This window comes from Dentiradicibacter hellwigii, from assembly GCF_041770905.1.
Taxonomy (GTDB): Bacteria; Pseudomonadota; Gammaproteobacteria; order Burkholderiales; family Rhodocyclaceae; genus Propionivibrio; species Propionivibrio hellwigii.
Genome location: NZ_JBEUWX010000002.1, coordinates 1,175,350 through 1,193,064, shown reverse-complemented (window position 1 = coordinate 1,193,064; position 17,715 = coordinate 1,175,350). Strand labels below are relative to the sequence as shown.

The window sequence follows — 17,715 nt, the reverse complement described above, 5'->3', positions numbered from 1 at the left end:
TTTGCGTTAAGGATGGGTCGTAAGCATGGAAGCATTACTAGAAAAAGTCGTCGGCGCGGTAAATACCGTACTCTGGGAGTATTTACTGATTTATGCTTTGGTGGGTATTGGCTTGTTTTTTACTATCTATCTGGGCGCGCCGCAGGTTACCCGCTTCTTCAAAGCTTTTTCCACGGTTTTTGGCGGGCTGTTCAACAAAAATAAAAGCAAAGGAGCGGATGTTCAGGATACGCAGTTACTGTCGCAATTTCAGGCATTGGCCGTAGCGGTTTCGGCGCAGATCGGCACGGGTAACGTAGCCGGTGTGGCGACGGCCATCATGGCAGGCGGGCCGGGGGCGATTTTCTGGATGTGGCTGTCTGCATTTTTTGGTATGGCGACGATCTTTGCCGAGGCCGTATTGGCGCAGAAGTATCGTGTTTTGAGCGACGGGAAATATATCGGTGGCCCGGCGTTTTATATTACACATGGCCTGGGTCCGAGGATCGGCATTTCAGCCGCCAAAGTGCTGGCTGGTTTTTTTTCCGTGGCAATTATTATTGCGCTAGGCTTTATCGGCAATGCGACGCAATCCAACTCAATTACGTCAGCTATAACGGTGGCTTTTCATTTACCGCCCTTGTCAACAGGCATCGTCATCGCTGTATTGGTGGGCATGATTGTTTGGGGCGGGGTTCATCGCATCGCCCAGTTTGCGCAACTGGTAGTGCCTTTAATGGCCGTGGTTTACATCATTTGCGCATTGATAATTCTATTTATGTTCAGTGAGCATATCCCCACCATGATCCGGCAAATTGTCGTGGGGGCCTTTGATCCAGCGGCGCTGGGCGGCGGGTTGGCGGGCATCTCGGTGCGCGAAGCCATCCGCTTCGGTGTGGCGCGCGGCCTGTTCTCGAATGAGGCCGGGATGGGTTCGACGCCGCACGCCCATGCGACTGCGCATGTGCAGCATCCCGTGCAGCAGGGGATGGCGGCATTCGTCGGCGTCTTCGTTGATACTATGCTGGTATGTACGGCAACGGCACTGATCGTGTTGGTGACGGATGCCAATTTACTCGGCCTGAAAGGCGTGGCCGTGACGCAGGAAGCGTTCCATATCGCTTTTGGCGGCTTTGGTCAAAAACTACTGGCCGTTTGCCTGACTTTTTTTGCTTTTACAACGATCATCGGCTGGTATTACTTTGGTGAATCAAATATCCGTTATCTTTTCCAAAACAAGTTCCTGAATGTTTACCGCCTGCTGGTTTTGGTGGCCGTTGTGCTGGGTGCGCTGGGCAAGGTCGATCTGGTATGGAATCTTTCGGATATGTTTAATGGTTTTATGGTCATTCCCAACCTGATCGCCCTGTTTCTGCTGCGCCATGACGTACGGGCGCTGCTGGAAGATTATCTGCAACGCAAAGACTTGTAGCGAGGGCGTAAGCAGCCGGAAGATTTTCTGGATCGGGTTTGCATCATACGCCGGGACTGATATAATCCGCCGCTCACGTTTGTCAGGTTTGACGGATCGCCGCTGTAGCTCAGCTGGTAGAGCAGCGCATTCGTAATGCGAAGGTCGGCAGTTCGATCCCGCCCAGCGGCACCAGAAAACCTGATCGCACGGATTATTCAAAAAGCTCCGTGAATGAAAAGCAAGCCGCCATCGCGCGGCTTTTTCATTTTTTGCCGCCGGAACTATCGCTGGATTGTTATGTTGACGCGCGGATTGGGCGCCTCCGATGGGGGGCTCTGAACCCCGCGTAGATAAAGGTGTTCCGGGCAGGGGGCTGGAGATGCCCTAAATACAAGGGCTTCCAGGCAGCCCCTTCTGAAACGCCCTGTTTATAAGGGCTTCAGAGCATTCCTTTGAGGATGCGCTAAATGCAAGGGCCGGCGGGCAGATGCTTTGGATGCATCATCGTCACTTCCACAGACCACCTGCGTTCCTACTAGCTCCTCCACGCCATTGGGTAAAGCGATCCCGCTTCTTGTCTTGGCGTTGATGCAAGCAGTGCGTTGAGGAGCTCTTGCATCCATAAAAAAGGCTGCGCGTTGATCGCGCAGCCTTTTGTGCTTGTGTGACCTATGGCCTACAGGCCGGCAGATAACGCTGAGGTTTATTCTGCCGACGGCGCAGGGGTGGGTTTTTGCTTGCGGACCAGCTTTTCCTTGATCCGCGCCGATTTGCCGGAGCGCTCGCGCAGATAATACAGTTTGGCCCGACGCACATCGCCGCGCCGCTTGACTTCAATTGCCGCTACGAGCGGTGAATAGGTCTGAAACGTTCTTTCAACGCCTTCACCAGATGAAATTTTGCGGACAATGAAGCTGGAATTCAGGCCGCGGTTGCGTTTGGCGATGACGACGCCCTCATAGGCTTGCAAACGCTCGCGGTTGCCTTCTTTTACCTTGACCTTAACGATGACCGTATCACCCGGTGCAAATTCAGGAATTGTTTTTCCCAGACGGGCAATTTCCTCTTGTTCTAGTTGTGCTATCAGATTCATTTTTCATACTCCTTTTTTAGTTGACTGACCGCATTGCTCCTTATACAGCGCAAGGAGTTGCGTTTCCTCTTTCGACAACCTGCGTCCCATCATTAAGTCGGGACGCCGCTGCCATGTTCGTCCCAGCGCCTGCATCAGGCGCCAGCGGCGAATCTGCTCATGGTGGCCGGACAATAATACATCCGGCACGCGCTGGCCATTGTATTCTTCTGGCCGTGTGTAGTGCGGGCAATCCAGCAAACCCGCGACAAACGAATCTTCCTGTGCCGAAGCCGTATCGTTCAATACGCCCGGCAATTGCCTGACAATGGCATCGAGCAGTGCCATCGCCGGAATTTCACCGCCCGAGAGCACGAAATCCCCAATCGAAATTTCCTCGTCGACGCAACGTTCGATCAGACGCTCGTCAATGCCTTCATAACGACCGCAAAGGATAATCAAGCCTTCCTTGCCGACATTCTGGACAAATGTCATGATACGCTGGTGCGTCAATGGGCCGCCCTGCGGCGAAAGTACTATAACCCTGCTTGTACCAATGCCTGCTGCCTGTTGGCGCGTCCTGGCTGCCGTAATGGCCGATTCCAGGGGGGCTGCCATCATGACCATGCCCGGGCCGCCGCCGTAGGGGCGATCATCAATCGTACGATGCGTATCCTTGACAAATTCGCGTGGATTCCAAAAACAGATATCCCAGCGCCCCTCCTCCAGTGCCCTTCGTGTCACGCCCGATTGAGTCACGGCAACAAACATCTCGGGAAACAGCGTGATTACATCAGCAACCAGCATTTCCGGTATAGTTGCCGCGTCAGTCAGTGTTACCAATCTATTTCCCAATTGACGCAAAGTCGCTGCGTCGATAAATCAACATCCAAAACAACCGATTCGACAAACGGTAACAGACGCTCTTGCTCTGTGTCATCTTCGCTTTTACCGACACGCAATACGGCGTTTCCGGGCGTTTCGATCAAACCCAGTACACGGCCTAATATTTGGTTCCGTGTATTGACCACTTCAAGACCAATCAGGTCAGCCCAGTAATATTCTCCCTGTCCGGTTGGTGGTAAGGCTTCACGAGGCACACCAATCAAAACTCCCCGCAGGGCTTCAGCAGCGTCACGATCTTGCAGGGCGCCTAATTCTACGACCAGGAACTCTTTTTGCCGCCTGCAACGACGCACTTCAATCGGTTGCCAGCATTCTGCGGCGTTATTTTCACGCCTCAGCCACCACCGTGGTAATCTGCCCCACGCCAAAGGGTCGTCGGCAAATGGAAAAACCTTGACAGCTCCGCGCACGCCGTAGGGCGCAACGATTTTCCCAAGGACGACTATCCGTGGCGCTGAGACTTCGACAGACACGGATTGTTGTTGCTTCAGAAATACTTAGGCGATCTGCACGCCGGCCTGTTTGGCAAGACGAGTGACGGTCATTGACAATTGAGCGCCGTGCTGACGCCAATGGTTCAGTCGATCCGCTGAAATGCGCAATGATTCCTCATTTTCTGCGGCAACCGGGTTATAGAAACCAATGCGCTCAATAAAACGACCATCACGACGTGCGCGTGAATCAGCGACGACAACACTATAGAAAGGACGCTTTTTAGCGCCCCCGCGAGCAAGACGAATCACGATCATAAGATTTTATTCCAGCCTAAAAAATCGAAAAATTATAACGATCGCCCATTATAAGACAAATCCGTATTCAATGAATATGGTTTGGCATTGTTTCCGTAATTTTGAAACCGTATGGCGCCCTAAAAATGAATCACGTTCCGCTGAATGCACATACGCGTGCTGTGATTGCGGTGTCGATGGTATCGGTTGGCTCGAAAGAGCGTTGTGGCGCGGGCACAGATGTAAACTGAGTGGTGAAATTTACCGTTGATTATTCTTCAATAAAATAGGCGGTGGAAGCGTGATTTTCCTTGCCTTGACATCTACAAGCGGCATTAATATTCTTCCCTTGGGTGCCGATAAGAGGGCGGCTCCGCAGTCGATACAGTACGCTAGCGTGTACAACATATTGAGGCCAAGGCATCTGGGTGTTGGGATCGGTGGCGGTTGAGCGGTTGCGCCGGCAGGATGTGCCGAAAACGAACCGTCGTTAATCATGAAGGCTGTTGTACATCAAGGAGAAGCTCATGATTTTTGGACACATCAATGATTTTGAGAAAACTTTTTCCTGGCTCCCGCAGCCTTTGAAGCTCGCCATTGAGCACTTGAAAAAGACCGATTTCACCCGCCTGCCCGCGGGTAATTACGATCTGCAGGGCAAAGATATCTACGTACAGGTCATCGATATGACGACCAAGATTTTCTGCGAAACACGGCCTGAGGTGCATCGGCAGTATATCGATGTGCAGTTTCTGGTGTCCGGTCGAGAAAATATCGGCGTAGTGCCCGATAGCGGTAAAAATACGGTTGCCGAGAACTTTCTTGCCGAGCGTGATCTTCTGTTCTATTCCGGTGTGGAAAATGAATCGACGTTGTCCATGATGCCGGGCTGTTTTGCCATTTTTATGCCGAGCGATGTGCATCGTCCCGGTTGTGCCGCTGACCAGCCTGAAGCAATCCGCAAGGTTGTCATAAAAGTCAAGGTTTCGCTGCTGGCGGGAGGCTGATATGTCCGTGATTCGCTGGGGGATGATTGGTTGCGGCGCCGTGGCTGAAGTCAAGAGCGGGCCCGGGTTTTATAAATCAAAAAATTCGGCGCTGCTGGGCGTGACCAGCGCTGACATGGTGATGACGCAGTCGTTTGCACAGCGGCATGGCGTGCCGAATGCTTATGCATCAACAGAGGCGCTGTTGGCCAACCCGGAGATCGACGCCGTTTATGTCGCCACGCCGCCGTCTTCGCATAAACCCCTGGCCTTGCAGGCGGCACGGGCGGGCAAGCACGTTTATGTTGAAAAACCGATGGCGATGCGTTTCGGAGAGTGCCGCGAAATTGTCGATATTTGCGCTCAACAAGGTGTGCGCCTGTTCGTTGCGTTTTATCGTCGTGCCATGCCGCGTTTCCTGAAAGTCAAGGCATGGGTTGACAGCGGTGCAATCGGCCAACCCCTATGCATACGCGCCGTGCAACACCAGAAGCCCGCGCCGGAAGATCTCTCGCGCGCTACATTGCCATGGCGGCTGAAACCGGAAATTGCCGGCGGCGGTAAATTTCTCGATATGGGGATTCATGAACTCGATATTTTTGATTTCCTGTTTGGCGCTATTGAGGAAGTGCACGGTATCGCCGGCAATCATGCCGGGCTATACGATGTCGAGGATACGGTGACGGCGGTTTGGCGCCATACCAGCGGTGTGCAAGGCTATGGCTCGTGGTGCTACGTCTGCGATCATGGTGAAGACAATGTGGAGATCGTTGGCACGCGCGGTCGCATCGTATTTGAGTTTTTTTCCGACAAGCCGCTTAAACTGATTACGGGCGAAGGCTGCGTCGAGGCCGATATTCCCAATCCGCAGCACGTACAGCAGCCATTCATTCAGAGCATCGTCGATGATCTCAATGGCGAAGCCACGTGTCCGGGCGATGTCGAAAGCGCCGTACGTTCGACTTGGGTTGCTGATGAGGTGCTGAAAGCGTATCGCCGACAGAACGGCTATTGAACGACGGCGTTGACTGTTGAACGTGCGGCTTGCATGAGCGTGTCGGGAGGCGGGCAGGTGAGGTAATATCCGATGCGGCAGCGTGGCCGGATCAAATGTATCAACCAGGAGGGAAACCAAATGCCGCGGGTTAGCTTTGAAACGCTGAAAAACGAGTTCAAGCGCGTTCTGGTCAAAAAAGGCTGTGATGAGGCGACTGCCGACCTGTCGGCGCAGCTGATGGCGGAAACGACGTGCGATGGCGTGTATTCGCACGGCGTCAACCGTTTCCCGCGTGTTGTCGAATATATCGACAAAGGCTATATCAAGCTCAACGCCAAACCGACGAAGGTGGCGAGTCTGGGCGCTTTCGAGCGTTGGGATGGCCACCTCGGCCTGGGCAATGTCAATGCCAAACTGTCGATGGATCGTGCCATCGAACTGGCGCGCATGCACGGTATCGGCGGCGTTGGTCTGGCGAATACCAACCATTGGCTGCGTGGCGGCAGTTATGGCTGGCAGGCGGCTGAAGCGGGATGCATCGGCATCTGCTGGACCAACACGCAGCCGAATATGCCGGCCTGGGGGGCAATGGATCGACGCATCGGCAACAACCCTTTCGTGATGGCTGTGCCGCATAAGGACGGCCATATCGTTGTCGATATGGCGATGGCGCAGTTTTCCTATGGCCAGATGGAAAGCAAGGCGATGAAGGGCCAGTTGTTGCCTGTGCCCGGGGGGTACGACGCACAAGGCCAGCTTTCCTGCGATCCCGCTGAAATCGCCAAGACCTGGCGCGTGCTGCCGATCGGTTACTGGAAAGGGTCGGCGCTGTCCATCGTGCTGGATCTGGTGGCAGCCGTACTGTCGGGCGGGCGCCCAACCGTCGGCGTCGGCCAGCTTGGCGAAGAATATGGCATGTCGCAAGTCTTTATTGCGATGGATGCGATGCGGATCGCGGGCGATGATTTTCTGTCGTCGGCGGTCAAGGCCGTGCTCGATGACCTGCATGGTTCAACGCCTGTCGATCCGGCGCAGCCGGTGCGTTATCCCGGCGAGAGTTCATTGGCGATACGGCGCGCCAATAGGGCGAACGGCATTCCTGTTGACGATGCCGTCTGGGAAAAAATCAAATTGCTCTAGATTCTGGATAGTTGGTTTGACTTTTTAATGGGGAAAAACATGGAAACACGCGCGTGTGTGCTTTACAAACAGGAAGATGTGCGTATTGAAACCCGCCCGGTCGGCGATGTGGGGCCGCACCAGGTGCTCGTCAGGGTGGGAGCTGGAGGCATTTGCGGTTCGGATATTCACTACTATTGGGAAGGCGGCATCGGCACCATTCGCGTGACGGCGCCGATCATCCTCGGTCATGAAGTCGCCGGTACGGTAGAAGCCGTGGGCGATAAGGTAACGCGCGTGCGTCCGGGCGATCGCGTCGCCCTCAGCCCAAGCCGTCCCTGCGATACCTGCAAATTCTGCTTGTCCGGCGAACAGCAGCATTGCCTGAACATGCGCTTTTTTGGCAGCGCCATGCTGACGCCCCATACGGATGGCGCTTTTCGCGATCATCTGGTGGCCGAGGACTATCAGTGCGAACTGGTCGGAGATCAGGTTTCTCTCGGTGAAGCCGCCTGCGCCGAGCCGCTGGCCGTTTGCGTCCATGCGCTCAATCAGGCCGGAAACCTGATGGGGCGGCGCATACTGGTGACGGGAGCGGGGCCGATCGGCGCACTGCTCATTGGGGCGGCGCGCGTTGCGGGGGCGCAGGAAATCATTGCCATGGATATTTCGCAAGCCCCGCTCAATGCGGCGCTGGCAATGGGCGCGACAGCGGTGATCAATTCGGCCAAAGAGCCGGATCGGCTGATGCACGATTATTCGGTCGAAAAGGGCTATTTTGACGTGGCCTTTGAATGCACGGGCGTTGGCGCCGTGCTCAAGCAGGCTTTCCCGGTAGTCCGTCCGCGCGGCACGATCGTCCAGGTCGGCATTTCGGGCGGCGCGGATCTGCCTGTCAATGCTCTGGTCGGCAAGGAGATTCGGCTGGTTGGCTCGCAACGCTTCCACAAAGAGTACGCGGTGGCGGCTGCCTTGATCCGTGAACGGCGCATTGATGTCAAGCCGATCATTACCCAAACGCTGCCGATGGAACGGATTGCCGAAGCCTTCCAGATCGCGCGTGACCGTTCGACACAATTGAAGGTTCAGTTGTCGTTTGCATGAGTGCCGCCGCCGCGCCCGGTCAGGGCGCGGCCGTCGGACTGTGTCTCAGAAAAACGCCCGTAGCGGTACCAGGCTGCGCGCTATCGTCGAATGCCGGAATGGGGCTTGTTGCTTAGCTGCATATTTACCGGCGTTCGATATGCTTGCACGGAATGGAGTAGTGGATATGCCGATATTAAATGCCGCCGAGCGGCTGTTGCGCTGGATCATGGTACTCATCATTGCGGCCATGACGATACTCGTTTTTCTGAACGTCGTTTTGCGCTACGGGTTCAATTCGAACCTGACGATGACGGAAGAAATCGGCCGTTACCTCTTTGTCTGGCTGACCTTTCTGGGGGCTATTTCCGCCTTTGTCCGGGGGCGGCATGTGCGCGTAGATACTTTTCTGAACCGTTTTCCCCCGATGCTCAAACGTCTGGTTTCGATTGCGGGGAATGTGGGTATGCTCGCCTGCTGCATAATGATCGCCGTCGGTTGCTGGCGTTTGACGCTGCTCAATACGGCCAATTACCTTCCGGTCAGCGGCATTCCCGCCAGCGTGCTGTATTTTTCCGGAATCCCCTTCAGTGTGTGTGTCGGCATCGCCTTGCTCGTCCGCTTGTGGCGAAATATGACGACACATGTTGAAGAAGGGGCGGCCCCATGACGGTTTTTATTTTTCTCGCCAGTCTCTTAGGCTGCATCATCATTGGTGTTCCCGTCGCTTTCTCTCTTTTGTTATGCGGCCTGGCGTTGATGGTGCATCTGGATATGTTCGATATCCAGATCATGGCGCAGAACCTGATCCATGGCGCCGACAGCTTTCCGCTGCTTGCCATCCCGTTCTTTGTGCTTGCAGGCGAAGTGATGAACGCGGGCGGCATTTCCAAGCGCATCGTCGATCTGCCGCTCAAACTCGTAGGCCATAAGCGGGGCGGACTGGGGTATGTGGCGATCATCGCTTCGGTTTTGATGGCCAGCCTTTCCGGTTCGGCCGCCGCCGATACCGCGGCGCTGGGGATGGTGCTGCTGCCGATGATGGCAAAGGTCGGTTATGCGCCCGGGCGATCGGCGGGGCTGATCGCAACAGGCGGCATCATCGCGCCGATTATTCCGCCTTCGATTCCGTTCATTATTTTCGGTGTGGCGAGCGGCGTTTCGATTTCCAAGCTGTTTCTTGCCGGCATTGCTCCGGGGATTCTGATGGGCGCGGTGCTTTCATTCGTCTGGTGGTGGCAGTCGCGTGCGGTCGGGACGGCGGTGAGTGAGAAAAGCGCTTCGAGCGAAGTCTGGCGTTCGGTCAAGGAAGGCCTTTGGGCGCTGATGCTGCCCGTACTCATTGTGGGCGGTTTCCGCAGCGGGATGTTCACGCCGACGGAAGCGGGGGCCATCGCTGCGATCTATGCTTTGTTTATCGCGCTTTTCATTTACCGGGAAATGAAATTCAGCGATCTGTTCGAAGTCTTGTTTTCTGCGGCCGAAACGACGGCGGTCGTGATGCTGCTGGTGGCGGCCTCGGCGATTTCCGCTTTCCTCATTACGCTGGCTGAATTGCCGGACATGGTCGTTGCGATGATGCAGCCGCTGGTCGGTTCGCCGGTGCTACTGATGCTGGCGATTATGGTGTTCATTATGGTGGTCGGTATGGTGATGGATTTGACGCCCACCGTGCTGATCCTCGTGCCGGTGCTGATGCCGCTGATCGTCGATGCGGGAATCGACCCTGTCTATTTCGGCGTGCTGTTCATCCTGAACTGCTCGATCGGGTTGATTACGCCGCCGGTTGGCAATGTGCTGAATGTCATTGCCGGCGTTTCCCGTCTGCCGTTTGAAGAGTGCGTCAAGGGCGTGCTGCCTTATCTTTTGAGCATGCTTGGATTACTGGTGCTGATGACCATATTCCCGCAGCTGATCTTGGCTCCGCTGCGGTGGATTTCATGAGCGCCTGATTGACATGCGGTTGCATGTTTGGCCGGCCGGTTTGAGTCGGTATATGCGTAATGTGTGCATCACCATTTTTTACCAGGAGGATCCTTTATGAAACTGAAGAAACTCGCCCTTGTTTCACTGATGTCCACCGCGCTCTTTGCCGGTGCGCTGGGAGCGGCGCAGGCCGAAACACTGCGCTTTGCTTCCGAAGCGCCGCGTGCCGATACCCAGTTCAAAGCCGGCCAGAAATTCAATGAACTGCTCAAAGCCAAGACCAAGGGCGCGCTCGACCTGAAGGTTTTTCCCGACAGCTCGCTCGGCAAGTTTGACGCGGCGATCAGCGGCGTGCGCGGCGGCACCATTGACATGATTGTCTCCGGCTCAGGCAATTACAGCGGCCTCGTGCCGCTATTGGGCGTGCTCGATATTCCCTTCATCTTCAAGGACACGGCACATGCCTACCGCACGCTGGACGGCAAAATTGGCCAGGATCTCCTCGACAAGATGGAAGCCTTCGACATGAAAGGACTGGCCTATTGGGACAATGGCTGGCGCGAGCTGACTAACAACAAGCATGCCGTCAAAACTCCCGCGGATGTCAAAGGCCTGAAAGTGCGCACGACGGGCAGTCCCGCGCATATCGAAGCGTTCAAGCTCATGGGTGCCAATCCGGTGCCGATGCCGGTGGCCGAGCTGTACACGGCGCTGGAAATGAAGACCGTCGATGCGCAGGAACACCCGCTGGGCGTGCTCTGGTCAGCTAAACTCTACGAAGTGCAAAAATACCTGAGTCTGACCAACCATGCCTACAGCCCGCTGATCGTCGTGATGAACAAGAAGAAGTTTGACTCGCTCTCGCCCGAAAACCAGAAGGCGATCATCGAAGCGGCGCGCGAGGCTGGGCAATACCAACGCCAGCTCAATAACGACAACATGGCGAAAATCGTTGCCGATGTTAAAAAGGCTGGCATGCAGGTCATTGAAACGGTTGATCCCGCACCTTTCCTCGAAGCCACCAAACCGGGGCGCAAGACCTTCACCGACAAGTTTGGCGGCGAAGACATCATCAAGGCGATCGACGCGCTCTGCGATGCGAAGTAGCGCGCCTGGATAGCCCTGTAAGTAGGCCGTTTTTACCAAGCCCTCCGGATTTTCCGGAGGGCTTTTTCGTATGCCTGGTGAAGAGGGTTGAATAGATAAAAAAGCCCAGCAAGGCGCGCCGCCGCCGCAGACGTTCAACCCGTCGCGCTTAACGCGCAATGCAGGCAGGCGCCGGCAATGACGGAGCGCAGGCCCGAACCCCGCGTAAAATGGGCTTTTCCGGAGAGCCTGCCCGCCAGCCCAATGTTTACGCGGGTTTCCGGATGGCCTATCCGCAAGCCCACTATTTACGGTGGTTCCCAGCCTGCCTACCGGCAAATGCCCGATTGGCGCGGGATTCAGAAGCAGCCCTGCTGGAACGCCCAAAAGACGCGGAGTATAGGCCGACGGATCATTCCGCTCCGCTGCGGCCGGCAGGCTCGCGTCTGATCCATACAACCGCTGACGGCCTGCCCGGAACCCCGCGTAAAACGGGCATTTCCGGAGGGGCTGCCCGCCAGCCCAGTGTTTACGCGGGTTTCCGGGTGGCCTATTCGCAAACCCACTATTTACGTGGGTTTCCGGCTTGCCTGCCGGCAAACGCCCAATTGGCGCGGGAATTGGCGCGGGATTCAGCGCCGCCCTGTCTGAAACGTCCAAAGGATGCGGACTTCCGGGCCGCCGTAGACAGTACAAGGCGTACGGCCAGGCGGCGCAACGCAGTGACGATTCTTAGATATTTGACGCTATGCGTTCCGTGCCAGGCGGCGGACTGGCGGACAGCGGGGCACAAGGTGCGCGGCAAGGTGAAACACTGCCCATGCGGCCGACGTATGATCGCGTACCGATCATTAATCGATCTGAACGACGCCATATTAAGGCTGCGGGTATATCATTCTCCGTCAGGCAATTCCGTACCGAGACGCGGAGCCGTCAAGCACGCAGCGCGCGGATGCCGCGATGTGTTTGCAGGCCGAGCGGCATGCGGCACGGATACGTATTTTTTAACGATTCGATTTCCCGTGTGTGGGGAGAAATTCATGGAGTTCAAGGATTACTATCAGACGCTGGGTGTGGCGCGGACGGCGACGGAGGATGAAATCCGCAAGAGTTATCGCCGGCTGGCGCGCAAGTATCACCCGGATGTTTCCAAGGAAGCCGATGCTGAAGCGCGCATGAAGGAGGTGAATGAAGCCTATGCCGTGCTCTCCGACCCTGAAAAGCGCGCCGCTTACGACAGCCTCGGACAAAGCCGGCAGGCCGGGCAGGATTTTCGGCCGCCGCCCGGCTGGGACACGGGTTTCGAGTTTTCCGGGATGGGCGGCGCTTCTGGCGAAGCCGCCGATTTCAGCGAGTTCTTCGCGCAGATGTTCGGCCGGGCAGGGCATCAGGCGGGACAGCGCACTGCGCGCGGGTTTGGTGGGCGCGGTGGGCGCGGCGAAGACCACCATGCGCGCATCGTCATCGACCTTGACGATGCCTGGGCGGGCAGTACGCGCCAGCTGACCCTGCGTATGCCGCAGCGGGATGCCGATGGGCGCGTTGTGCTGGCGGAGCGGACGCTTAACGTCAAAATTCCGGCGGGTGTGCGCGCAGGCCAGATGATCCGGCTGGCGGGTCAGGGGTCGCCGGGCGTTGGTGGCGGGCCGGCGGGTGATCTTTACCTTGAAGTAAATTTCAACCCGCATGCGCGTTTCCGCGTCAATGGCCGCGATGTGCACCTCGACCTGCCGCTCGCGCCCTGGGAAGCGGCGCTGGGCGCAACGATCACCATCCCGCTGCCTGCTGGACAAAAAGTGAATGTACGGATCCCGCCCGGCGCGCAAAGCGGCCGCGTAATGAAGGTTTCCGGCAAAGGCATTCCGGGCAAGCCGGCGGGGGATCTTTATCTGAATTTGCAGATCATGCTGCCTGAAGCCGATAGCGCACAGGCAAAATCCCTGTATGAAACGATGGCACGCGAATTGCCGTTCGACCCCCGCGCAGGCTGGGGAAGCGACGATGGCCAGACTAACGGGAGTCAAGCACGATGAACCATCAGGAGATTTGTTCTGCCGTGATTATCGACGAGCAGATGATAGAGAGCGCCGAATTTGCCGCGATCTGCGGTGTATCCGCTGAATGGATTGCGCTGCATGTGCAGGCGGGCGTGCTGCCGGCGAGCGGTGAAAACCCGGCCGCCTGGCGCTTCAGCGGCAGCGAAATTCGCCGTGTGCATCGGCTGCTGGCGCTGGAACGCGATTTTGATGCATTGCCCGAACTGGCGGCGCTGGTTCTGGATTTGCAGGATGAGATCGCCCGGCTGCGCGCCAATCAGAGAAAAATCGGAGCATTGTAGAAAAACCGGCCGGGGGCTGCCGTCGGCGGCCTGTTGTCTGGAAAAACGGGAGCGTTAAACCCGCGGGCGGAGCGCCGTGAATCGCGGACAGTGTGGCGCGTAGAGATGAGGCAATGGCTCGGTGGATAAAATCATTACCGTGCATAAAGCGGCCGAGCCGCTTCTGTAGCCCTTGTCAACCGGGCATTTGCCGGTATGTAGGCTGGAAACCCGCGTAAATAGTGGGCTAGCGGATAGGCAAATCTGGGACGCCCGTAAATACTGAGCTTACAGATAGGTTGGCCGGGAACCCTCGTAAATAGTGGGCTAGCGGGCAGCCCCTCCGGAAACGCCCGTTTTACGCGGGGTTCAGGGCAGGCCGTCAACGGCTGTATCGGTCGCACGGCGAGGTGTGCCAATACACGCCGGTTATTTTTGGGATGGGTCTTGGCGCTTGCTTTGGTGAGATGGCGGCGGATGGTTTTCGGGCTACATGCATGCTGTTCTGCGAGTTTTGAGAGGCAGAGAGGGATTCTTTGCGTTCAAAGTTTTTAGCTCATGGGAGTCTTACAGCGTACGGGTTACAAAGATTTTCAGCATGAATTTTGCCCAGCTCCCCGCTCGATTCGCGTTCTTCCGCTTCCTCAAAATGATGGATCGAGCAGCTGCCTGCCCGCCCTGAAACGGCCGCTATACGTGGAACAGAGAGGGGCGTTGCCTATGAAGCGATAGGACGGAACAGGTGGCGGAAGGCGAAAAAGAGAGACAAAGGCCGGATGGGTAGAAGAAAAACGGCGGCGCAGGCTGTCAGGCTGTCAGTCCGCCGAGAAGAACTCCTTAACCCGGTCTATCCATGAGGAGGCACGCGGGTTGTGGCGATTCCCTTTCCCCTCTCCATGCGTGCTTTCTTCGAGTTCGCGCAGTAGTTCCTTCTGGCGTTCGGTGAGATTGACCGGCGTTTCGAGGACGACATGGCAGAACAGGTCACCGGGAGCGTGGCTGCGTACGCCTTTGATGCCTTTTCCGCGCAGGCGGAAAGTTTTGCCTGACTGGGTTTCCGCCGGAATCTTGATTTTGGCGGCATTGTCCAGCGTCGGAATCTCGATTTCGCCGCCCAATGCCGCTGTGGCAAAACTGATGGGCATTTCACAGTGCAGGTCGTTGCCTTCGCGCTGGAAGACCGAATGGGGTTTGAGCTGAATCTGGACGTAGAGATCGCCGGGCGGGCCGCCATTGATGCCGTGTTCGCCTTCACCGGAAAGCCGGATGCGGTCGCCCTCATCGACCCCCGCGGGAATTTTGACCGACAGCGTTTTCTGCCGCTTGACGCGCCCCGCGCCGCGGCAGTCTGTGCAGGGATCGGAAATCATCTTGCCGGAACCGTGGCATTGCGGGCACGTTTGCTGGATCGAGAAAAAACCCTGCTGAATCCGCACCTGACCGTTGCCGTGGCAGGTCGTGCAGGTTGTCGGCTGCGTCCCCGGCTTGGCGCCTGTGCCTTTGCAGGTTTCGCAGGTTTCCATGGTGGGAATGCGAATTTTGGTCTCGGTGCCGAACGCGGCCTGTTCGAGCGTGACCTCGATGTTGTAGCGCAGGTCGGCGCCGCGATAGGCACTGGTGCGGCCGCCGCCGCGACCGCCGCCAAAGATTTCTTCGAAAATTCCGCCAAAGGCGTCGGCAAAACCGCCGGCGCCAAAGCCGCCAAAACCGCTCATCCCCGCCTGCGGGTCGACGCCGGCATGACCGAACTGGTCATAGGCGGCGCGTTTCTGTCTGTCCGAGAGCACTTCGTAGGCTTCCTTGGCTTCCTTGAAGTTGGCTTCGGCCTTGGGGTTGTCGGGGTTGCGATCCGGATGGTATTTCATGGCCAGCTTGCGGTAGGCCTTTTTCAGCTCATCGTCGGACGCATCGCGGTTGACGCCGAGCGTTTCGTAGTAGTCGCGCTTTGACATTGCTGGTGACTGCGTAAATAAAAAAATAATTTCCCCGAATCCGGTGCCTACGCGTGATTCACGATCAACGTTTCATCGATCATTTTGCTGCGTGCCGCCGTCGGGCAGGGCAAAGATGCACAAAAGCAAAAGGCGGAGCGAATGTTTCGCCCCACCTTTTAGCTGCCGCGTTGTGATCTCAATGCTTGTCTTTGACTTCCGTATATTCGGCATCGACAACGTCGCCATCGTCCTGATGGGACGCGCCGCCGGAGGAATCTCCCGCCGCATCCTGCTGGCTGGCGCCGGCAGCCTGCTGCTTGGCGTACATCTTTTCTCCAAGCTTTTGGGCCGCTTGCCCAAGCGCTTCGCTCTTGGCCTTGATGGCGTCGATATCATTGCCGCGCGCGGTTTCTTCGGCCTCTTTGATGGCGGTTTCGAGCGCCGATTTTTCCTCGCCGGAGAGTTCGGCGCCATGCTCGCTCAGCGATTTTTTCGCCATATGGACCAGTGCGTCGCACTGATTGCGTGCTTCGGCAAGCGCGTGCGCCTTCTTGTCTTCCTCGGCGTGCTGCTCGGCATCCTGCATCATGCGCTGCACTTCTTCCTCGGACAGCCCGCTGGAGGCCTGGATGCGGATTTTGTTTTCCTTGCCGGTCGCCTTGTCCTTGGCCGAAACGTTCAGGATGCCGTTGGCGTCGATGTCAAAGGTGACTTCGATCTGCGGCATACCGCGCGGCGCCGGCGGAATGTCGGTCAGGTTGAACTGGCCGAGACTCTTGTTGCCGGAAGCCATCTCGCGCTCGCCTTGCAGAACGTGGATAGTCACCGCCGACTGGTTATCGTCGGCCGTCGAGAAGACTTGTGAGGCTTTGGTCGGGATCGTCGTATTCTTCTGGATCAGCTTGGTCATCACGCCGCCCAGCGTTTCAATGCCGAGCGAGAGCGGAGTCACGTCGAGCAGGAGCACATCCTTGACATCGCCTTGCAGCACGCCACCCTGGATGGCTGCGCCGACGGCAACGGCCTCGTCCGGATTGACGTCGCGACGCGGTTCCTTGCCAAAGAATTCTTTGACCTTTTCCTGTACTTTGGGCATGCGTGTTTGCCCGCCGACGAGGATCACGTCGTCGATGTCGGATACCTTGAGGCCGGCGTCCTTGAGGGCGGTGCGGCATGGATCGATCGTGCGTTCGATCAGGCCGTCAACCAGCGATTCAAACTTGGCGCGCGTAATTTTCAGCGCCAGATGTTTCGGGCCGGAAGCGTCGGCCGTAATGTAAGGCAGGTTGATTTCGGTCTGCTGGCTGGACGACAACTCGATTTTGGCTTTTTCCGCCGCATCCTTGAGGCGTTGCAGCGCCAGTACGTCGGACTTCAGATTAACGCCGGATTCCTTCTTGAATTCCTCAATGATGTAGTCGATCAGACGCTGGTCAAAGTCTTCACCGCCGAGGAAGGTGTCGCCGTTGGTCGAGAGGACTTCAAACTGCTGTTCGCCCTCGATGTCGGCGATTTCAATGATCGAAATATCGAAGGTGCCGCCGCCGAGGTCATAGACGGCGATTTTCTTGTCGCCCTGTTTCTTGTCCATACCGAAAGCAAGCGCGGCTGCGGTCGGTTCGTTGATGATGCGCTTGACCTCCAGCCCGGCAATGCGGCCGGCGTCTTTGGTTGCTTGACGCTGGCTATCGTTGAAGTAGGCGGGGACGGTGATGACGGCTTCGGTCACTTCTTCGCCGAGATAATCTTCGGCCGTCTTTTTCATCTTGCGCAGCACTTCGGCGGAAACCTGCGGCGGCGCGATTTTCTGATCGCGCACTTCCACCCAGGCATCGCCATTGTCGGCCTTGATGATTTTGAAAGGCATCAGACCGATGTCCTTCTGGACTTCCTTTTCCTCGAAGCGGCGCCCGATCAGGCGCTTGACCGCGAACAGCGTATTCTTGGGGTTCGTGACCGCCTGCCGTTTGGCTGGCGCGCCAACGAGAATTTCGCCGTCTTCAGTGTAGGCGACGATGGAAGGCGTCGTGCGTGCGCCTTCCGAGTTTTCAATCACCTTCGGTGTGCCGCCTTCCATGATGGCGACGCAACTATTGGTGGTGCCGAGGTCGATGCCGATGGTCTTTCCCATATCTCTATCCTTTACAAAACGCAATGAAATCCAGATG

Annotated in this window: 16 protein-coding genes and 1 tRNA gene; 11 read left to right on the top strand and 6 right to left on the bottom strand. The window is 56.8% G+C overall.

The genetic code is table 11. The features are described 5' to 3' along the window. Positions 1–25: 25 nt before the first annotated feature. Positions 26–1,411 carry an alanine/glycine:cation symporter family protein gene (locus tag ABCS64_RS07770; protein ID WP_418891289.1) on the top strand — a complete coding sequence of 462 codons (1,386 nt, stop codon included), beginning with the start codon at positions 26–28 and terminating at the stop codon, positions 1,409–1,411. A gap of 98 nt (positions 1,412–1,509) precedes the next feature. Then, a tRNA-Thr gene (locus tag ABCS64_RS07765) sits at positions 1,510–1,585 on the top strand. A gap of 511 nt (positions 1,586–2,096) precedes the next feature. Here the strand turns inward: ABCS64_RS07765 and rplS are convergent. Genes rplS through rpsP form a run of 4 tightly spaced genes read right to left on the bottom strand, consistent with a single transcriptional unit; the run spans position 2,097 to position 4,120 of the window. After that, a complete protein-coding gene (gene rplS, locus ABCS64_RS07760) occupies positions 2,097–2,486 on the bottom strand; it encodes a 50S ribosomal protein L19 (RefSeq protein WP_418891288.1) in 390 nt (129 codons plus the stop codon). 3 nt (positions 2,487–2,489) lie between these two features. After that, entirely contained in the window at positions 2,490–3,272 is a 783-nt protein-coding gene (trmD, locus tag ABCS64_RS07755; RefSeq protein WP_418891914.1) for a tRNA (guanosine(37)-N1)-methyltransferase TrmD, read from the bottom strand. Between the two features lie 29 nt (positions 3,273–3,301). Further along, positions 3,302–3,844, bottom strand: a complete 543-nt coding sequence (rimM, locus tag ABCS64_RS07750; RefSeq protein ID WP_418891287.1) for a ribosome maturation factor RimM — start codon at positions 3,842–3,844, stop codon at positions 3,302–3,304. Positions 3,845–3,868: 24 nt separating this feature from the next. Then, a complete protein-coding gene (gene rpsP / locus ABCS64_RS07745) occupies positions 3,869–4,120 on the bottom strand; it encodes a 30S ribosomal protein S16 (RefSeq protein WP_418891286.1) in 252 nt (83 codons plus the stop codon). A 506-nt stretch (positions 4,121–4,626) separates the two neighbouring features. On the opposite strand from rpsP, the gene ABCS64_RS07740 reads away from it, so the two are divergent. The 9 genes from ABCS64_RS07740 (at position 4,627) to ABCS64_RS07700 (ending at position 13,634) form a co-directional block, all read left to right on the top strand. After that, on the top strand, positions 4,627–5,106 hold the full coding sequence (locus ABCS64_RS07740; protein ID WP_418891285.1) for a NanQ anomerase/TabA/YiaL family protein: 480 nt from the start codon (positions 4,627–4,629) through the stop codon (positions 5,104–5,106). A gap of 1 nt (position 5,107) precedes the next feature. Further along, a complete protein-coding gene (locus tag ABCS64_RS07735) occupies positions 5,108–6,100 on the top strand; it encodes a Gfo/Idh/MocA family protein (protein WP_418891284.1) in 993 nt (330 codons plus the stop codon). A 120-nt stretch (positions 6,101–6,220) separates the two neighbouring features. Next, positions 6,221–7,222, top strand: a complete 1,002-nt coding sequence (gene yiaK / locus ABCS64_RS07730) for a 3-dehydro-L-gulonate 2-dehydrogenase (protein WP_418891283.1) — start codon at positions 6,221–6,223, stop codon at positions 7,220–7,222. 39 nt (positions 7,223–7,261) lie between these two features. After that, on the top strand, positions 7,262–8,305 hold the full coding sequence (locus ABCS64_RS07725; RefSeq protein WP_418891282.1) for an L-idonate 5-dehydrogenase: 1,044 nt from the start codon (positions 7,262–7,264) through the stop codon (positions 8,303–8,305). A 166-nt stretch (positions 8,306–8,471) separates the two neighbouring features. After that, positions 8,472–8,954: a TRAP transporter small permease gene (locus ABCS64_RS07720; RefSeq protein WP_418891281.1), complete on the top strand. Its 483-nt coding sequence runs from the start codon at positions 8,472–8,474 to the stop codon at positions 8,952–8,954. Further along, the gene (locus ABCS64_RS07715; RefSeq protein ID WP_418891280.1) at positions 8,951–10,228 is read left to right on the top strand and encodes a TRAP transporter large permease subunit; all 1,278 of its coding nucleotides are present in this window, start codon (positions 8,951–8,953) and stop codon (positions 10,226–10,228) included. Before ABCS64_RS07720 ends, ABCS64_RS07715 begins: the two co-directional genes overlap by 4 nt. A gap of 96 nt (positions 10,229–10,324) precedes the next feature. Beyond that, the gene (locus ABCS64_RS07710; protein ID WP_418891279.1) at positions 10,325–11,317 is read left to right on the top strand and encodes a TRAP transporter substrate-binding protein; all 993 of its coding nucleotides are present in this window, start codon (positions 10,325–10,327) and stop codon (positions 11,315–11,317) included. A gap of 1,019 nt (positions 11,318–12,336) precedes the next feature. After that, positions 12,337–13,329 (top strand): DnaJ C-terminal domain-containing protein, encoded by a 993-nt coding sequence (locus tag ABCS64_RS07705; protein ID WP_418891278.1) that lies wholly within the window; start codon positions 12,337–12,339, stop codon positions 13,327–13,329. Then, positions 13,326–13,634 carry a chaperone modulator CbpM gene (locus ABCS64_RS07700; protein WP_418891277.1) on the top strand — a complete coding sequence of 103 codons (309 nt, stop codon included), beginning with the start codon at positions 13,326–13,328 and terminating at the stop codon, positions 13,632–13,634. The genes ABCS64_RS07705 and ABCS64_RS07700 overlap by 4 nt, the downstream gene beginning before the upstream one ends. Positions 13,635–14,428: 794 nt before the next feature. Here the strand turns inward: ABCS64_RS07700 and dnaJ are convergent. Then, positions 14,429–15,565, bottom strand: a complete 1,137-nt coding sequence (gene dnaJ, locus ABCS64_RS07695; RefSeq protein WP_418891276.1) for a molecular chaperone DnaJ — start codon at positions 15,563–15,565, stop codon at positions 14,429–14,431. Positions 15,566–15,743: 178 nt separating this feature from the next. Further along, a complete protein-coding gene (dnaK, locus tag ABCS64_RS07690) occupies positions 15,744–17,678 on the bottom strand; it encodes a molecular chaperone DnaK (protein ID WP_418891275.1) in 1,935 nt (644 codons plus the stop codon). Positions 17,679–17,715 lie beyond the last annotated feature (37 nt).

Bases quoted from the DNA above. Each gene is read 5' to 3' on its own strand.
- dnaJ (WP_418891276.1), bottom strand. From the start codon at position 15,565: ATGTCAAAGCGCGACTACTACGAAACGCTCGGCGTCAACCGCGATGCG.
- ABCS64_RS07740 (WP_418891285.1), top strand. From the start codon at position 4,627: ATGATTTTTGGACACATCAATGATTTTGAGAAAACTTTTTCCTGGCTC.
- ABCS64_RS07700 (WP_418891277.1), top strand. From the start codon at position 13,326: ATGAACCATCAGGAGATTTGTTCTGCCGTGATTATCGACGAGCAGATG.
- ABCS64_RS07710 (WP_418891279.1), top strand. From the start codon at position 10,325: ATGAAACTGAAGAAACTCGCCCTTGTTTCACTGATGTCCACCGCGCTC.
- rpsP (WP_418891286.1), bottom strand. From the start codon at position 4,120: ATGATCGTGATTCGTCTTGCTCGCGGGGGCGCTAAAAAGCGTCCTTTC.
- ABCS64_RS07720 (WP_418891281.1), top strand. From the start codon at position 8,472: ATGCCGATATTAAATGCCGCCGAGCGGCTGTTGCGCTGGATCATGGTA.
- dnaK (WP_418891275.1), bottom strand. From the start codon at position 17,678: ATGGGAAAGACCATCGGCATCGACCTCGGCACCACCAATAGTTGCGTC.
- ABCS64_RS07715 (WP_418891280.1), top strand. From the start codon at position 8,951: ATGACGGTTTTTATTTTTCTCGCCAGTCTCTTAGGCTGCATCATCATT.
- ABCS64_RS07725 (WP_418891282.1), top strand. From the start codon at position 7,262: ATGGAAACACGCGCGTGTGTGCTTTACAAACAGGAAGATGTGCGTATT.
- yiaK (WP_418891283.1), top strand. From the start codon at position 6,221: ATGCCGCGGGTTAGCTTTGAAACGCTGAAAAACGAGTTCAAGCGCGTT.
- trmD (WP_418891914.1), bottom strand. From the start codon at position 3,272: ATGCTGGTTGCTGATGTAATCACGCTGTTTCCCGAGATGTTTGTTGCC.
- rplS (WP_418891288.1), bottom strand. From the start codon at position 2,486: ATGAATCTGATAGCACAACTAGAACAAGAGGAAATTGCCCGTCTGGGA.
- ABCS64_RS07705 (WP_418891278.1), top strand. From the start codon at position 12,337: ATGGAGTTCAAGGATTACTATCAGACGCTGGGTGTGGCGCGGACGGCG.
- ABCS64_RS07735 (WP_418891284.1), top strand. From the start codon at position 5,108: ATGTCCGTGATTCGCTGGGGGATGATTGGTTGCGGCGCCGTGGCTGAA.
- ABCS64_RS07770 (WP_418891289.1), top strand. From the start codon at position 26: ATGGAAGCATTACTAGAAAAAGTCGTCGGCGCGGTAAATACCGTACTC.